This window comes from Photobacterium sp. 270122K, from assembly GCF_059941365.1.
In genome coordinates this window covers 72,363-87,742 of the sequence record NZ_JBPOEN010000013.1, presented here as the reverse complement: position 1 = coordinate 87,742, position 15,380 = coordinate 72,363, and the positions used below count along the sequence as shown (strand labels likewise).

Sequence of the window (15,380 nt, the reverse complement as noted above, 5' to 3'; positions counted from 1 at the left end):
TTAATTTACCATGACGTCTAAACGGGAAATCGGCTGGTTGCTTTCCGCAAACGTGCGGGCACGCTCAACGGCCACACCGGGTTGCGACCCTTTACCAAATAATTGCGCCAGTTGTTGATCGGCTTCGGGGGTCAGGATCATCACTTCAATGCGGCGGTTCTGCCCACTGCGTGGATTCACCTCATCAATCAGCATGCGCTCTGCCATCGCCACCACTTGCAACACGTTCGTTTGCGGTAAACCGGAATCAACCAAAAACTGGCGAGCAGCCATGGCGCGATCCCCTGACAACTCCCAGTTGCTGTAGGTCGATGACTTGAAGTGGGTATTATCGGTATGACCACTGATCACCAGACGGTTTTTGATCTGTCCGAGCATCGGCGCCAGTTCAAACAGCATGTCTTCAAAAAACGGCGTAATAATCGCACTGCCACGGCCAAACATGGCTTGCTTGTCCGTGTCTTGGATCAGAATGCGTAACCCTTGCGGCACCAACTCCAATACCAGATTACTGCTGGCCGATAGCGCATCAGCCATCTCCGACACTTCTTGTGCCAGCATTTCCAACTGCGCAGCATTCAAGTGCTGGCCTTTCAGGATCGAATTTAATTCTCGGCCTCGGCCAGCATTCGCCCCTTCCGCCCCTTCCGGTAAACGTTGATGCAAAGACGGGCCCAATGAATCCGGGCCATTCAGTTTTGACTGTACCGGATTTTCAAACGGCGAGGCCTGCCCACCGAAATCAATCGGAAACGGGCTATTACGCAACGCAAACAGGTTATCCATGTTATCGAACACACTGCTGTTCTGGAGCTGGTACTGAATTTCTTGCCGCTCTTCCGCCGAGGCAATTTCCATGATCCATAGCACCATGAAAAACGCCATCATGGCGATGGCAAAGTCGGCAAACGCCACTTTCCATGCCCCGCCATGGTGCTCGTCGTGATGACCACGGCGCTTCTTTTTAACGATAATAATTTGATGATCGTCTGCCATGATTAACCCTTGGCTACCCAACGTTCCATTTCAGCAAACGACGGTTTGTACTCAGAGTGCAACATCTTACGCCCAGCATCCAATGCCAGCAGGGTCGGCTTGCCTTGCACCTGCGCCACCAAAATCGCCGAGGCCATATTCAGCGCCATCATTTCTTTCTTTACCTGACCAGCCATGCCGGTGGCCAACGGTTCAAACACCCCGTACGCCATCAACACCCCGAAGAAGGTACCGACCAATGCCGCCGCCACTTTAACCCCGATCAGGGTCAACGGGCCGCCGATGTTCTGCATGGTCACCACGATACCCAGTACCGCCGCCACAATACCGAACCCCGGCATGGCTTCGCCGATTTTCGACATTGCTTTTGACGGACGCAGCAAATCCTCTTCCAGCGTATGCAGCTCCATCTCAAGTGCCGCTTCCAGATCATGGTGGCTCATTTTACCCATCGCCATCATGCGCAAATTGTCCGTGACAAAACTCAGCAACACGTTCGATTTCGCCACCTCTGGGTAACGGTTAAAAATGTCACTGGAGCCGGGATTTTCAATGTGATCATCCAGCTTTTTAATGCCGTCTTTGCGGATCACTTCCAGCAGTTCAAACATCACTTCCAGTACCGATTTGTAATAGTCGTTACTGTAACCTTTGCCCATCAACATTTTGATGCGAGTCAGAATATTTTTCAGCACGTAGGTCGGGTTAGAAATGATCAACGACCCAATGCCCGCCCCCAAAATAATGATGAATTCTGCCGGCTGCCACAGGGCGGCCATTTTACCGGTCGCCATTAAATAGCCCCCGGTCACACTGCCAAAGACAATGAAAAAGCCTAGTATCGTTTGCATGTCACGCTCCGTTACACCGATTCCCGCCAATCGGCTAACAATGAATTAAGGGTCTTTAAGGCCTTGCTGTGAAGTTGACTGATACGGGCTTCTGTCACTTCAAAGGCTAAGGCGATCTCTTTCAGGTTCATTTCGTGTTCGTAATAAAAGCTGAGGATCAGCTGATCCCGCTCATCCAAGGCCGACAGCGCGGTCACCAACGCCTGTTTCAGGGCAGCGCGTTCATGGCTTTGACACTGAAAGCTCAGGCCAAAAAACTGTTCGCCCCCTTCTTGCAGCGCTTCAAGGCTGCCCAAGTGTTCGGCTTCGTTATCCACCCGCCGTTGCTGCACCTCGCACACGCTAATGTCGAGTTCATCGGCCATTTCCTGCGCCGTCGGCCCCCGTCCTAACCGACGACTCAGGCGACGCTCACAATCGCGCATTTCATGACCACGCTGGCGCGTACGTCGAGAACGCCAATCCATCCGGCGTAACTCATCCAGCACGGCCCCGCGGATCCGCTGGATCGCCAGCCGTTCGATGGCTTCGCCGTCCAAGTCGGGATAGCGGCGGATCACATCCAGCAACGCCACCAGGCCAATTTGCTCCATGTCTTCCATCGACAGTAAGGATGTCACCTGTGCCGTCATATGGCGGCACACTTGCCGTACCAGCCCCATGTGCTCATGAAGTAAACGGGCCTCTCTGGCCCGATCCTGCACCTGCTGGCTCTGCTGATAGGCCATCAACCCTTCATGGGGATAAGCGTTACACGCACCCTGCACAGAACCTCCTTACTGGATGACCATTTTGGTGATCAACACCTTTTCGATCCCGTTCATACCGGCCATCTCATTCATCACGGTACGAATATCGTCACGCAACTCGATTTCCAGCGACTGCATGGCCTCTTTGGCAATCAGATCGTCATAGCCTTTCTGGCTGACGGCTGACACCACGGCGTTGTGCACCAGCGGTTTAAATTCTTCGATCAGTTCAATGTGGGTACTGTCATAACTCATCAAGGTGATTTCCAGCATCAGGTAATGCAAACGCTGCTCACCCGGCACACTCATCACAAACTTGTTCAAAGGCACAAACACCGGTTTTTTGATCAAGGCCGCCGCTGGCACCCCGTTGGTATCACTCACTTCCACCAACTTGGTCGCTTGCTGTTGTTGCCAGAACCACCAGCCCCCGCTGCCTAAGAGCGCAGTCACAGCAACCACCAGGGCCGCAATCACCGCGGTGTTTTTTTTCTTTGGTTGTACATCTTCTGTCATGTTCTTTTCCTTGGCCCACTCATCATCAGGCCTCTGTTAACCGTTACACCATTAACCGTCAGACCATTGCTTCAAACCGCGAGCCCAAGGCATACGCAGGGATCGAGACACTGGTGGGTACCACTTCATTGGTGGCAATCGCCATCTCATCCGACGCCGTTGATTGATCGCCGTGACGCTGCTGTTGCCCGCCACTCGATACCGAGACATCGACCAGATTCAACGCACTGCCGTCAAAATCCATGCGTAAACGATCCGCATTGGCCGCCAATGCTTCACGTAACTGCGGGTGCGCGGCACCAAAATGAACAGAGGCTTTATCCCCTTCTACGCGAATGCTCACTTCCAATTTTCCCAGCTCAGGCGGGTCTAACCGGATAAGCGCTTTTTGCACCCCTTCTTGCTGGGTGAAGGCCATACGGGCACGCAGTTGATCCACCAAGGCTTTGCCCCACTCAGGCGAACTGATATCCACACTGGCTTGCAGGTGTTGCGTCACGCCCTCGGTCAGATTGGCATTCTGCGCCGCTGATGAGGACGCCGCGGGGTGCATGTGCGGTTGCGCCAGTGCATGCACGTTATGCAGGGCGATACCTTGCCCCGCCCCTTGCGCGCCCCCTTGTCCTGAATGCGGCATCAGCTGTTGCAGGGCATCCAACAACGCCGCCGTCGGCACAGGACGACCGTCGACTGACGGCGCTTTCACGTCATGCCCGACGCCTGCCAACTGCGCTGACATCACATCCGTGGCGAAGGAACGGGTTGGCTGGTTGACCGCCATGTTGTCAGCCATCTGGGTGTTCAACGTACGCATCGACAGTGCCTGAACACTTGCCCCAGCCGTCCCCCCAACCATGCCCGCCTCCTGACGGCGCAATGCCGTAAGGGCTGCTAAGGCTTGCGTCAACTCACCTTGTTGCCCGACGGATAATCCCAGCTGCTGCATCAGGGTCTCCAGCGCTTGCGCGGGATCAGGCTGAGCCTGTAACCATTGCGCCAATTGCTCGAGCGCAGGTGCTTCGCCAGAAGCAGAAAGATCGCCGGATAGCGGCGCCGATACGGATTCGGTCAACGGTTCTAATGCCGCATCCGCTGGCGTGCCTGCTTGCGCATACGCCTGCTCAAACGATGCCGTGTCTGATGACCCCATTTGATCATGTGAACCCGCAGTCTTACTGGGTTTCCCTGCGGGTCCCGACGCGGATCCAGACGCTGCTCCCGATACGGAAACAGACGTGCCGGACGCAGCAGAAGCGCCCGCCGATGAGACGGAAACGTGCATAGTGTCTTTACTCGTTATTGGTGTTGCAGATACGCCATCACCCCTTCCCGGGTGCTGGCTTGTTGGTTGATTTGCTGTTGGATATCGGCTTTCTTGGCCTGACCGGCTGCCAGCATCGTGGTGTAAAACGCGCTGATCTGTTCCAGCTGGGCACGGGTCGCGGGTTCATGTAAACGCGCACGCAAAGTCGGTAATAACTGCTGCAGCGTCTTATCCAGCACCGCCAGTTCATCCCAATCCTGTGCCGCCAGTGCCGCCTCAAACGCCGAACGTAATACCGCCACCTGACGCGCCCATGTGGTGCCCGGCCGTGCGGTCAAGGGCACCGTCGAGGGTGCGTTCTGAGTCGGTACGCGCGCAAAACGGGATGCCGTCATCTTATTGCTCACTGCCGACCTGCACTTTTTCCGGTTTCAACACCACCCATCCCTCAAGGATGTCAGTGATCAAGCGGCTCACTTCATCAATGCCTGCCACGTCGTTATTGCAGTTGGCTTCAAACAAACGGCGGCCACAGTAGTCATACAAACGGAACAGCTCTTGGGTTACGTCGCCGCCTTTCTCTTCATCCAGCACCGAGCTCAGGCCATTCAAAATGTCGAGACACTTAGAAATGGTTAAGCCCTTGTCGGCAATCTGGCCCCGCTCCATAAAGCCACGGGCGCGGCTTAAATTATCCAGCAAGCCTTCCAGTAGCATCTGGATCAAACGGTGCGGACTGGCCGCGGCGGCTTGGGCGTGGTTCTGGGCATGTTGGTAGGCACCAAGGCCTTCTTGATTCATCATGGTTATGTCTATCTTTCGTGTTCAGTGTTTATCGCAGTTGCTAGCGCGTTAATGCAGTGTTTAAACGACAAAACCGGGCCTCACGGCCCGGTTCATTCAGCCTGCTTACATCAGCATGCTGATCATCATGTTTTGGGTTTGGTTCATCTGGGCAATTTGGCTGTCCATCTTGGCGTAGTAGTCACGCAGGGAAATCGATTTGGCTTCCATGCGTTCATCCAGCTGAGCACGCTCATCACCAATGCGCTCATTGTCGAGTTCCAAGCGGTCTTGGCGGATATCGAACAAACCACCGTTCTTGTGGTAGTCATCCAATACCGTCAGCATCTTGTCCATCATGCCCGGTTGGGTGTCATCCAGTGGATTGCCCATGAACAGGTTGGCGATTTCGTCGAAGTTCTCTTCCAGCGCCTTGTCCATTTTATCGGCGTCGATTTCCAGCGTGCCGCTCACCGTGGTGGTGATCCCCAGCTGCGACAAGGTTTCCAGCGTGGAGGCGCTGTACTCCGCCGAAATCACTTCGCGCAAGCGCGTCACCATCGAACGTACACCGGCATCGCCCGACAAAGCGGCAGCGCCGTCTTCACTCGATTTGGTGTAGGTGTTAACGGTTTCCATCACCTTGTTGTAACTGTCGATGAACTTCTTCACCGTGTCTTTCACGCCCGCTTCATCGCGCGCGATATTGACGTTCACGGTGCCCGGCTCTTTCAGGGTCAACGTAATACCGTCAATCACGTTTTCCATTTTGTTGGAGCTCGACGTCAGCTCCATGGTGCCGAACATCACTTTGGCATCTTGACCTGCTTGCAGCGTTTCATGCCCGCCCGCAAGGGTGCCTGTCGCATTCACATCCCCCGCCGCAGGCACGCTGGTGACGGTAAAGCCGTTCGCGGCGCCGGTCTCATTGGCATTGAGCACCAAGCTGACATTGTCGCCACTGCGTACCAAGGTGGCTTTCACGCCCTCGTTGTCCGGATGGTTATTGATGGCCACCTGCACTTCTTCCAGCGAGACGCCGTCATTTTTCAAGCGAGCGATTTTATCGTCATAGCTTTTCTGGCCTTCGTTGAAGGTATCCAGACGCTTCTGGTCAAAATCTTTGTTGTCTTTGTTCGTCAGAATATCTTTGGCTTTGTCTTCCCAACCCGCTTCGCTCTTATCAATATCGAATTCTTTGGCAATGTTATCCAGCGTGCGGGTTTCATGTTCCGCCTTCTTGGTGGCCTGCTCGCCTTCCAGCTTGGTGGCTAAGGCCGCGATATCGACCTCGACCGTTTTTCCGCCAGCGGTAAAGCCGACCTTGCCACTCTTGAGGTAGCTGTCTTTGCCCAGTGAAATCAGCTGATCACGCTGTGCTTGCGCAAGATCGATCACTTCAAAGTTATATTCACCAGCAACCGCGCCCGCACCGACCGCCACACCGAGCGTCTCACTGTTACTCAGCTCCGCTTTGAGTTTGTTCAACTCGTTCACGGAGTTCAGATCTTCGACCGTGTCACGGAAGCTGTTAATGGTGTTCTGAATTTCTTTCAGCGCGTCCATTTCAGCCGTATTCATGCCTTCCTGGCGGTTGAGTTGGTTGTCTTTCGGTGCCCGCTCGGAGGCAACAATCACTTCGATCATTGAGTTGAAATCAATGCCCGAACCAATACCTGTCATAAACATATGGTGTCTCCTGTTATACCTCGGCCGAGCAAGCGAATAATGTGCTGCAAGCGCCCATGGACCTTGGGGTAATAGGGGTAATAAGCAAAAAACATACCAATCTATTTTTATGATTTTGAGACGTAGATGGATGGTTTTCAGCGGATTAAAGGGTATTTAAGAGGGTCAGATACAAAACGAGCGGAAGTAATACTTCCGCTCGGTATGCATCATCGAATCATGCTATGTGTATAGCGCGTCGATTAACGTAGAAGCTGAGACACCATGCTTGGCATCTGGTTTGCTTGAGACAGTACCGTGATACCCGCTTGCATCATGGTGTTCTGCTTGGTCATGTTGGCAGATTCTGCCGCGATGTCTGCATCCATAATACGACCTTTCGCCACAGACATGTTTTCTGCGATGTTGCCCAGGTTGTTGATGGTAGACTGGAAGCGGTTCTGCGTTGCACCCAGATCAGCACGTACAGCGCCAACGGCATCGATCATTTTGTCGATGTTGTTCATTGCATCACCGGCTTTAGCTGCATCAGTGATGCCAGCAGACAATGAATCAGTGCTTAATGAAGTGCTATCCAGCTTCACGCTGATTACGTTTGGATCTAGGCTTTTTAGCTCTTTACCAAGACCAGTCATTGCAGTATGCAGAGCTGTCAAGTCTTCGCCCTGAGTAATATCTTTTAGTTTGCCTGTTGTTGTATCAACATTGGCTGTTACGGCATCAGCTAGCGCTTTTACTTTATCAACTTCACCCGCATCACCAGCAGCATCAAGCTTCAGCTTCACTTTACCTGCAGCGCCATCAGCTACTGTGGCGTTAATACCGAGGTCATTAATTAGAGCTTCAACTCCTGCTTTATCTGTCGCACCTAGAGCAGTGATATCAACTTCAGCCCCTTCAGTTGTACCAGCCAACTTATCAAGCTCCACCAGTGTTTTATTCAAAGAATCCAGTTTCTTAAGGCTTGCTTCTGAGGTATCCAGACCTAGCTCACTCAAGCCAGATTCAACGGCATTCTTAACATCATCAGCAGAAAGCTTACCTGCACCTACATCAGCAGCTGCAAATGTTTTAACATTTGTGTCTGCACCCACTTGGAAATCGACACCGGTACCCAACTTATCAAACAACTTCTCGCCCTTACCGTATGTCGTGGTGTCCACAATGCGGTCTAGCTCTTTGGTCAGCGCTTTAAATTCTTTGTCTAGAGCAGCACGGTCTGAATCTGAGTTGGTACCGTTTTTCGCCTGTACAGACAGGTCACGCTGGCGCTGAAGAATGTTAGTGAATTCCTGCAGTGCACCTTCTGCCGTTTGCGACATAGAGATACCGTCGTTGGCGTTACGCTGCGCCACTTTCAGGCCGTTAACCTGAGAGTCCATACGGTTCGCGATCTGCAGGCCCGCAGAGTCGTCTTTTGCGCTGTTGATACGTAGACCCGTCGACAGACGCTGTAGTGACGTGTTCAGAGAGCCTTGTGTACCGGTTAAGTTACGCTGTGCATTCATTGATGCAAAGTTGGTGTTGATAGTCATAGACATAGGGGCATTCCTCTATTCGGGATAATAGCGCCGGGCAATAGTCGCCGGGGCTTAAAAAGGTTCTATCCACAACCAACGACCACCTTTGCGAGTTACTTAACTCTTTTTTTGCAGTTTTTTTAATGTCACTCGCAAAAGGGAGGGGGATCACAGGAAAAAGGGGCGAGGTTCGAGTCTAGAGGGACGAGGAAGAGCGGAGGAGCAGGGGCGGGAAAGCAGTGACGCGTGGCGAGTTTGAAGTGGCGAGAAAAAACGAAGAACAGGGACGAGTGCCGAGTCTAAAGGAACGAGAAAAACGCAAAGAGCAGAAACGGTTTCCCCTTTCTGCTCTTACTCGAACCTCGTCCCTTCAGACTCGCCCCTGCCTTCGCGCTTACAACGCTGGTTCGAGTAACGCGACCACGTTGTGGCGGGTGGCGTTGGCTTGCGCTAGCAAGGTCGGGACGGCGTTGTCGATCAGTTGCAATGACACGTCTTCCGGCGCTTTCAGCCAGCTGGCTTCAATGCTGCCGTCATTGTTGATGACGCCGCTTTTGATCGACAGGCTGCGGGTGACGGCGGCCAGCTGATCGACCACGGCCTGCTGTTGCTGGTCGATGTGCGTCAGTGACTGCGACACTTTCTGCAACATCCGCTCGATATCGGCCAAAGCCTTACGGGTGGACTGCGGTTTGCCAAATTCTAACTGCTGAGGCTCAACCTGCGTTTTGTCGTGGTTTTCCAGCTTGGCTTTCACCGGATTGCCTGACGGTAAAATTTGCCCGCTGCCTGACATCCACACCCCACGTCGGATCGACGGCCATTCGGCTTTCGGGGCCGAAAATGCCAAGTCACCGTATTTGTCCGCCTTGACCTGAATGTCACGGGGGGCAAACGCGGTGCTGAGGGTGTCCGCCACTTCGTCCAACGACATGTGAGATTCCACTTTGGCCCGCACTGATGACGGTTGACCGTCTTCAAACTGGAAGCGCAAAATTTCATCTTGCTGGCGCAAGGTATTAAAGCGCATGCCTTTAATGCCGAAGTGCTCGCTGTGCTGCTCGCCGTCTAACCGGGGGGTTAAATCGTGGTGCAGCACCGGTTGGCCGTCGTATTTGGCCTCGCGGGTCAAACGGGTAAGTTTGCCTTTCAGCTGATGCAGTGATTGCTGCAGTTGATCTTTTTTGTTTTCTTGCGCGCTGAGTGAACGGCGCGCCAGTGTGCGCAACTGCCCCAGCAGGTTACTGGCTTCCTTGAGCGCCTGTTGCGCGCTCTCGGCTTGTGCCACCTGACTGTGGGCCCGTGCGGTTTGTACCAATAAACTGCCCGAGGCCAAGTGGCCCTGGGCGGATTTGCGGGAAGAGGCATCGGACTCTTTCTTCTCGGTGACGCGTGCCACCGCCGCGACCGGTTGCTGGGTCGCAATCCGGTTGGGCTGGGTACTGTCGCCACTGCGCAGTGTACTGGTACTGGATACGATGTGATTGACCAAAAATGCCTCGCGTCGATGGTTGACGATCTGACGATTACATCATGTTGAATAACGACAGATTCTGGATCTTGCTGTATGTCATCTGCGATGCCTGTAGCGCCGCCATCTGGGTGTTCAGTGATAAAATCGCTTCACTGTAATCCAGATCTTTGACTTCGCTGATCAGGTTCTGATTGAGCAGGCTGTTGTCGTCGTGCGAACCGCCTACACTCTCCAGTGAACTCATGTCGCCACCCACTGCGGTCCATACCTGATTCACCGCCGTCAGCGTGTCATCAATATGGCCTTGTGCCGTCGTCACTTGGGCGGTTAATGCCTCGCCAGAGACCGACGGATCACGCAGGGTGGTGACCAGTTCATCCAAGGTGTTGAATATATCACTTCCCTCGGCGCCAGCTCCACCTTGGAAGAACAAGGTATCGGCCGTCTGGTTAGCCGGAATCGTCATGGATTCGGCCACGCGCACCTCACGCTGCTCGCTGTTGCCCTGATAGACAAATTTGCCGGTCTCGGGATCGCGGCTGACCGGCTGGGTGTCCGTCATGGTGCCAGCAAACAAATAATCGCCGCTGGCAGATTTGCTGTTGGCCGTATCGACCAACTGATCCAACAAGTTATCCAGTTCGGTCGCAATCGCTTCGCGCCCGGCTTGGGTCGAGTTGCTGGCATTCAACACGCTGGTCGCCAGCTCCTGAATGCGCAATACCGTGTTATTGCTGCCATCCAAATGCGATTCCAGCTGGCCCAATTCCCCGGTAAGGTTGGAAATGTTCTTCTGGAACTGATCAATCGTGGCTTGTTCACGATCGAGCATCATGAGCTGCACCGAACCCAACGGATCATCAGACGGCTTGAGCATTTTCTCGCCGCTGTTGAGCTGGATAAAGGCTTTGTTCACCCCGGTGGTCGAGGTTTGCATGCTGGTCAGCATGACATCATTCAGTTGTGACGTGCTTAAACGCATAGTGCTTTCCTGTTAGCGGAACATCGACAAGGTGACATCAAACAACTGCTGCGCGGTGGAAATCACCTGCGCATTGGCCTGATACATCTGGGTATAAGTCATGATGCTGGCCGCTTCTTCATCCAGCAGCACACCGGCAATGCTGTCGCGCTCACCTTGCGCCTGTTTCACCAATGCTTCACTCGCGCTGGCATCGGTTTCTAGCTGGGCGGTTTTGATCGACCAATCACCGCTCAGGCCGGTATAGCCGTCGTAAATGGACTTGCCATCCAAGCGGTCAATGGCGTTCTGGTACTGCGCCAGTACATCGGGATCCATGCCGGTGGTATCAATACTCACGGCACTGTTACGCAGATCGTTCAGCGCTTCTAAGTTCCCGCTGTTACCCGGTTCACCGGCCGCTGAAGAGAAGGCCAAGGCTTTCGGGTCATCAATCAGCAGGGTCAGATTTTTCGCCGCCCCTTCCACCGAATCAACACCGCCAAACATGGCTGCGCCCGGGTTGTCATTCAGATCAAAGCCTTTGGCGTGGGTGTCATTGAACTGGGTGGCAAAGCTGTACGCCATCACATCCAATTCATGTTGCAGATCGTTCAGCTCGCCATCACGGTACGCCATCAGGCCGCCGATGCTGCCACCCAGGTTGTCATCCAACGCCAGTTCGCTGTTGCCACGCACGACGGTCAGAGTGCCGTCTTGGGCTTTTTTCAACTGACTGGCGCTGTCACCGGTCACTAACGGCTGGCCTTTGTCGAGCGTCAGGCTCACGGTGCCGTCATCGTTGTAGGTGGTGTTCACGTCCATCATGCCCGACAGCTGACGCACGGCTTCATCGCGCGAATCCAGCAAGCTGGTCATGTTCTGGCCGTTCGCCCCGGCAGAACGAATGCTCTCATTCATGCTGGCGATGCTGGCCATCAGGGTATTGGCTTCAGAAATCGAAGCGGTCAGCTGGCCATCAACCTGCTTGGCCTGTGTGTCTAACTGGCTGCTCAGGTTATTAAAGCGCTGCACCATCGACTTGCTCTGGCTCAGAATGGTCTGGCGGTGGGCGATGTCTTGTGGGGCGGTTGACGCTTCGCTCAGGGCGGCATAAAAGCGGTCGAGCCCTTTGCTGATACTGGTGCTGTCGTTGTTGAGCAGGGTTTCGGTTTTCTGCATGTACTGCGAGCTGATCGCATTGAAGCCCCATGAGCCCTGCTGCTTGTAAATTTGCTGGTTGAGGTAGTTATCCGCCATGCGCTCCACGCTGCTGACCCCCACACCGGCCCCCATCGTGCCGCTGACCTCAGCGCCAAACCCTACCCGTTGGCGGCTGTAACCCGGTGTCAGGACGTTTGTCACGTTATGGGCCGTCACCGACAGCCCGGCATTGGCGGCACTCATGCCGGATAAACCAATATTAATTAAGCTCATAGTTCTTCTGGATCACCTAGGTTGTTGAGATGCTCAGTCAACGTACTCCCCGGCGCCTGCCAATCAAACCCGGCATCCATCGAATGGGCTGGGCTATAAGCGTGGCGGCTTACGGGGGTAAATGTCGGGCTATTGGCGGCGAGCGTCGCGGGGCCTTGTTGTGTCATAGCGACCAGTTGGGACTGGGGCTTAAATGCTTCGTGCTGACCTAATTGCTTCACCAGCATGTCGGCAATCCCCACACTCTTCTGTCGGCTCATTTCCATCGCCAGCTGACTGTCGTGCATCGAGCGGTAGAACTGCTGCTGGCGGCTGTTAAACGGGTTGTCTTCTTCGTCAGCCTGCAAGGCTTCACTGGCTTGACGCATATGTTTGAGCACGGTCTGCAAAAAGACCGCTTCAAACTGTTCGGCCGCCTGTGCCAACGCCTGATCTGAATCCGGATTCGCTTTAATGGCGTGCAGACTGCCCATGTCGTTATACAGGGCCGTGTGCGTGTCGTTTTCTGTTATTTTCATCGGTGTGACCTATGCGTTGCCTTAAAGCACAATCAGCTCGCCTTCGAGGGAACCAGCCTCGTCCAGCGCAATCAATATCGACATCAAATCGGTCGGGGACGCCCCCAGGCTGTTCACCGCATCCACAATGGTCTGCAAGGACGTGGTGCCTTCACTTTGTGGCCAGATAAACACTTTGCCGCGCTCTTCATCGATGCTGACATCGGACTCTGGTGTTACTGTCGTATTGCCACGACCAAACGGATTTGGCTGGCTCACGTTGTAGCTTTCCATCACGCTGACCGTCAGGTTACCGTGGCTGACCGCGGCGGTATGGACTTTGACATCCTGCCCCACCACAATGGTGCCGGTGCGGGAGTTGAACACCACGCGGTTATGCGCCTTTTGCGCCTGAACATCGACGTTTTCCAGCATCGCCAAAAACGTCACGCGTTGGTTGGCGTCATGCGGGGCACGCACGCGAATACGCGCGTGGCTTTCTGCCATCGCCACCTCAGGACCAAACAAGTCATTGATCGCCCGCTCAATATTACGCGCGGTATTAAAGCCCGGCTCTTTAAGGTTCAACACCAATTCCGGTGAGGACTGAAACGAGGAGACGATCTCACGTTCAATGATGGCGCCATTCGGGACGATACCCGCGGTCGGGATATTGATGGTGACCCCGCTGCCGCTGCTGCCTTCCGCCATCACGCCGCCCACCACAAGGTTGCCCTGCGCCATCGCATAAATTTGCCCATCCACCCCTTTGAGCGGTGTCATCAGCAAGGTGCCACCGCGCAGGCTCTTGGCATCACCAATCGACGAGACGGTGACATCCAGATCCTGCCCTTTACTGGCTAACGGTGGCAACGTGGCATGGACGGCCACAGCGGCGACGTTTTTCAGCTTGGGATCATCTTGGGCACCCAGTTGAACGCCGAACTGGCTCAGCATGTTTTTCACCGATTGGGAGGTGAATTTCGTCTGGCTTTTATCCCCGGTGCCACTCAAGCCCACTACCAGACCGTAGCCCACCAGCTGGTTTTCGCGCACCCCTTGAATATCCACCAGGCTCAACAGCGGCTGTGCCGTGGAAACCGCAGGGAGCAACGTCAACGCTGCGGCAAGAAAGAGTTTTTTGAACATTAGATTGGGAACCATGAGGTATTGAAGAAACGCGATAGCCAGCCGGCTTCGTTGGCACTGGCCAGCGCACCACGGCCAGAGTAAGTGATCCGAGCATCCCCCAAACGCTGCGACGGCACACGGTTACCGCCATCGATATCATCCACCCGCACAAGGCCGGATAATCGAATGAATTCGTTCCCTTGGTTGAGCTTGAGCCATTTTTCGCCGCGCACGCGCAGCACACCGTTCGGCAGCACTTCCGTGACCATCACAGTAATGTTGCCCGACAGCGAGTTTTGCTGCGAGCTGGAGGCAGAACCGGCAAAGTCACGCTCTGCATCCACCCCGATGGACGCGTCGTTATAGACTTTGCCACCCAGCGTCGGAGCGGGCATGCTGATGCTGCTCGACTTGCCAAAACTGGTGCCTGCTTTTTTGCTGGAGCGCGTCTGCTCGTCCAGTTGCACCGTGAGAATGTCACCAATGCGAAATGCACGGCGGTCCTGAAACAACGCCATCCCGTAGTTGGCACTGAACAGGCTGCCATCCGGATCCACGTGATAACTCGGGAAGGCCATGACCATGTCCTCTTCTTCCGGTTGGTTATCAATGAACTCCGAAACCGGGGCCACACAGCCAGACAACAACAAGGTTGTCGTCAGTAGCCACGTCGGTTTATGCATGCCCTACTCCTTACATTGACTGGCTGACAAACTGCAGCATCTGATCGGCACTGGACACCACTTTGGCATTCATTTCATACGCGCGTTGGGTGGTGATCATGTTCACCATTTCTTCCACTACGCTGACGTTAGAGCCTTCCAGCGTATGCTGGCTGATCGCACCCAAGCCGTCTTCACCGCCAATCCCTTCAATGGCCGCACCGGAAGAGCCCGTTTCGCGGAACATATTACCGCCCAGCGCTTCCAAGCCTGATGGGTTGGCAAAGTTCACCAACGAAATCTGCCCCAATTCCTGCGGCATGCTGTCGTCTTGCGTGGTAATGGTCACCATGCCGTCAGTACCCACGGAAAACGTTTTGGCATTTTCTGGCACTTCAATGTTCGGGATCATCGGCAAGCCCTGCGCCGTCACCAATACGCCTTCCGAATTGCGGTGGAATTGGCCATTACGGGTATAACCGGTATTGCCATCAGGCAGTTCAACCTGAAAGAAACCCTGACCCATGATCGCCAAATCCATCGCTTCTTGCGTATTTTGGTAAGCGCCGGTTTTCATCATCTTTTGGGTGCCAATCACTTTGACACCGTTGCCTAACTGCAAACCGCCCGGCACTTCATTTTGCTGATCCGCCATGGCGCCCGGCTGCTTCTTCATCTGATAAAACAGATCTTCAAACACGGCACGGTCTTGCTTAAAACCGACGGTGTTGACGTTGGCCAGGTTGTTAGAAATAACCTGCATCTGGGTGTCTTGTGCTGCCAGACCCGTTTTACTGACCCACAACGCTGGATGCATAATCCCTTTCTCCTTAATAAAAACAGCAGCAGG

Annotated in this window: 16 protein-coding genes; all 16 read right to left on the bottom strand. The window is 54.2% G+C overall.

The features are described from left to right. On the bottom strand, nucleotides 1–996 hold the full coding sequence (locus tag ACSF8W_RS20260) for a flagellar motor protein MotB (protein ID WP_500848948.1): 996 nt from the start codon (nucleotides 994–996) through the stop codon (nucleotides 1–3). 2 nt (nucleotides 997–998) lie between these two features. After that, nucleotides 999–1,847, bottom strand: coding sequence for a flagellar motor stator protein MotA (motA, locus tag ACSF8W_RS20255; RefSeq protein ID WP_500848947.1), 849 nt, complete (start codon nucleotides 1,845–1,847; stop codon nucleotides 999–1,001). An 11-nt stretch (nucleotides 1,848–1,858) separates the two neighbouring features. Continuing rightward, nucleotides 1,859–2,614, bottom strand: a complete 756-nt coding sequence (locus tag ACSF8W_RS20250; protein WP_500848946.1) for a FliA/WhiG family RNA polymerase sigma factor — start codon at nucleotides 2,612–2,614, stop codon at nucleotides 1,859–1,861. 9 nt (nucleotides 2,615–2,623) lie between these two features. Then, nucleotides 2,624–3,112, bottom strand: coding sequence for a flagellar basal body-associated FliL family protein (locus tag ACSF8W_RS20245; protein WP_500848945.1), 489 nt, complete (start codon nucleotides 3,110–3,112; stop codon nucleotides 2,624–2,626). 58 nt (nucleotides 3,113–3,170) lie between these two features. After that, on the bottom strand, nucleotides 3,171–4,394 hold the full coding sequence (locus ACSF8W_RS20240) for a flagellar hook-length control protein FliK (RefSeq protein ID WP_500848944.1): 1,224 nt from the start codon (nucleotides 4,392–4,394) through the stop codon (nucleotides 3,171–3,173). 14 nt (nucleotides 4,395–4,408) lie between these two features. Then, nucleotides 4,409–4,771 (bottom strand): hypothetical protein, encoded by a 363-nt coding sequence (locus ACSF8W_RS20235; protein WP_500848943.1) that lies wholly within the window; start codon nucleotides 4,769–4,771, stop codon nucleotides 4,409–4,411. Between the two features lies 1 nt (nucleotide 4,772). Next, nucleotides 4,773–5,180 (bottom strand): flagellar export chaperone FliS, encoded by a 408-nt coding sequence (fliS, locus tag ACSF8W_RS20230; protein ID WP_500848942.1) that lies wholly within the window; start codon nucleotides 5,178–5,180, stop codon nucleotides 4,773–4,775. 105 nt (nucleotides 5,181–5,285) lie between these two features. After that, nucleotides 5,286–6,848 carry a flagellar filament capping protein FliD gene (gene fliD / locus ACSF8W_RS20225; protein WP_500848941.1) on the bottom strand — a complete coding sequence of 521 codons (1,563 nt, stop codon included), beginning with the start codon at nucleotides 6,846–6,848 and terminating at the stop codon, nucleotides 5,286–5,288. Nucleotides 6,849–7,090: 242 nt separating this feature from the next. Further along, nucleotides 7,091–8,389 carry a flagellin N-terminal helical domain-containing protein gene (locus ACSF8W_RS20220; protein ID WP_500848940.1) on the bottom strand — a complete coding sequence of 433 codons (1,299 nt, stop codon included), beginning with the start codon at nucleotides 8,387–8,389 and terminating at the stop codon, nucleotides 7,091–7,093. A 373-nt stretch (nucleotides 8,390–8,762) separates the two neighbouring features. After that, complete coding sequence (locus tag ACSF8W_RS20215) at nucleotides 8,763–9,860, bottom strand: hypothetical protein (protein ID WP_500848939.1); 1,098 nt, start codon at nucleotides 9,858–9,860, stop codon at nucleotides 8,763–8,765. A 34-nt stretch (nucleotides 9,861–9,894) separates the two neighbouring features. After that, nucleotides 9,895–10,824, bottom strand: a complete 930-nt coding sequence (flgL, locus tag ACSF8W_RS20210) for a flagellar hook-associated protein FlgL (protein WP_500848938.1) — start codon at nucleotides 10,822–10,824, stop codon at nucleotides 9,895–9,897. A gap of 12 nt (nucleotides 10,825–10,836) precedes the next feature. Further along, entirely contained in the window at nucleotides 10,837–12,240 is a 1,404-nt protein-coding gene (flgK, locus tag ACSF8W_RS20205; RefSeq protein ID WP_500848937.1) for a flagellar hook-associated protein FlgK, read from the bottom strand. Continuing rightward, a complete protein-coding gene (locus ACSF8W_RS20200; protein ID WP_500848936.1) occupies nucleotides 12,237–12,758 on the bottom strand; it encodes a rod-binding protein in 522 nt (173 codons plus the stop codon). The genes flgK and ACSF8W_RS20200 overlap by 4 nt, the downstream gene beginning before the upstream one ends. Nucleotides 12,759–12,779: 21 nt before the next feature. After that, nucleotides 12,780–13,901: a flagellar basal body P-ring protein FlgI gene (locus ACSF8W_RS20195; RefSeq protein WP_500848935.1), complete on the bottom strand. Its 1,122-nt coding sequence runs from the start codon at nucleotides 13,899–13,901 to the stop codon at nucleotides 12,780–12,782. Then, nucleotides 13,886–14,551, bottom strand: coding sequence for a flagellar basal body L-ring protein FlgH (flgH, locus tag ACSF8W_RS20190; RefSeq protein WP_500848934.1), 666 nt, complete (start codon nucleotides 14,549–14,551; stop codon nucleotides 13,886–13,888). The genes ACSF8W_RS20195 and flgH overlap by 16 nt, the downstream gene beginning before the upstream one ends. A 10-nt stretch (nucleotides 14,552–14,561) precedes the next feature. Then, the gene (gene flgG / locus ACSF8W_RS20185; RefSeq protein WP_500848933.1) at nucleotides 14,562–15,347 is read right to left on the bottom strand and encodes a flagellar basal-body rod protein FlgG; all 786 of its coding nucleotides are present in this window, start codon (nucleotides 15,345–15,347) and stop codon (nucleotides 14,562–14,564) included. Nucleotides 15,348–15,380 lie beyond the last annotated feature (33 nt).